Here is a 1,152-nt window from a genome sequence, read left to right as displayed (position 1 = left end):
ACGTGGATGTCGCAGAATGCCGACGATGCGCCGGAGGCCGCCGGTAGCCTGATGGTTGCAGCGATTCAGGCGTCGATCCTGCTCGGAGCCGTAGTTGGCGGATTGCTACTCGACGGCATCTCCATCCAGGCGACTTTCGTCGGAAGTATCGTCCTGGCGGTGCTGGCACTCATGTTGATCGGTAACGGCGAGCGGATGCTGAAGCCCGAGGCAGCCTGACATGAGGCCGTATGCGCCAATTTCTCGTCGTCGATTTCTGGCAGCGGGCACTGTTGGCCTCGTCATCCCCGCTCTTGCTTCCGCGTTGACGGGGAAAACTCACGCGCAGGGAGAAACCACAATGCGCCTCAGACTGACCTTCGCCGATCAGGATTTCACGGCAACACTGGAGAACAGCCCTTCGGCACGCGAACTGTTCGCGATGCTGCCTCTGGATCTCACCATCGAAGACTACTCAACCAACGAGAAGATTGCGTACCTGCCGCGCAAGCTGACCGAAGAAGGCAGCAACCGCTTTAGCAACGAGGCGGCAGGCGACCTTTGCTACTACGCGCCGTGGGGCAATCTGGCGATGTTCCATGGCCAATACCACTGGTCGCGTGGACTGATCCGGCTTGGCCGTCTGGACCAGGGCGCCAAACCGTTACTGGTGCGCGGCGAATTTCCGCTCCGTATTGAAGCGTTGTTCTGAAGCGCGATGCCAATCTCTGGAAGGGCCCAGCCCGTCCGAAAACAGCAAGGAGAACCTGCAGTGAACCAGCATATTGAATCCGCAAATGCAGCCCAGCATCAGGACGCGCCGGACGCCGATCGTCGCAATCTGCTCAAGCTGACCGGTGTCGGCATGGCCGCTCTCGGCGGGGCGTCCCTTTTCGACATTTCCAACGCGAAGGCTCAGAATATGTCACAGGAATGGGACAAGGTTTTCCCTAAAAGCGAAAAAGTTGACCACCAGAAAATCACATTCAAGAACCGCTATGGCATCACGCTCGTCGGCGATCTCTATCTGCCGAAGGATCGCAACGACAAGCAACTGCCAGCCATCGTCGTCAGCGGTCCGTTCGGCGCGGTGAAGGAACAGTCATCCGGCCTCTATGCGCAGACTATGGCCGAGCGCGGCTTCGTCACGCTGGCCTTCGATCCGTCCTTCAC

Annotated in this window: 2 protein-coding genes and 1 pseudogene; all 3 read left to right on the top strand. The window is 59.0% G+C overall.

The annotated features are described in order from the left end of the window. Positions 1–219: pseudogene (locus tag FHW00_RS24425) on the top strand (MFS transporter); the annotation flags it as partial. Between the two features lies 1 nt (position 220). After that, positions 221–691, top strand: a complete 471-nt coding sequence (locus FHW00_RS24420; protein WP_445558045.1) for a cyclophilin-like fold protein — start codon at positions 221–223, stop codon at positions 689–691. 60 nt (positions 692–751) lie between these two features. Continuing rightward, positions 752–1,152 (top strand): alpha/beta hydrolase (locus FHW00_RS24415; RefSeq protein ID WP_445558219.1); only part of this gene is annotated, 401 nt, incomplete at its 3' end.

This window comes from Ochrobactrum sp. P6BSIII, assembly GCF_014138065.1.
In the GTDB taxonomy this organism is placed as follows: Bacteria; Pseudomonadota; Alphaproteobacteria; order Rhizobiales; family Rhizobiaceae; genus Brucella.
This window is presented reverse-complemented; position numbering and strand designations above follow the sequence as displayed.

What these genes read in the sequence shown, in the direction of transcription:
- FHW00_RS24420 (WP_445558045.1), top strand. Translation starts at nt 221, where the DNA reads ATGAGGCCGTATGCGCCAATTTCTCGTCGTCGATTTCTGGCAGCGGGC.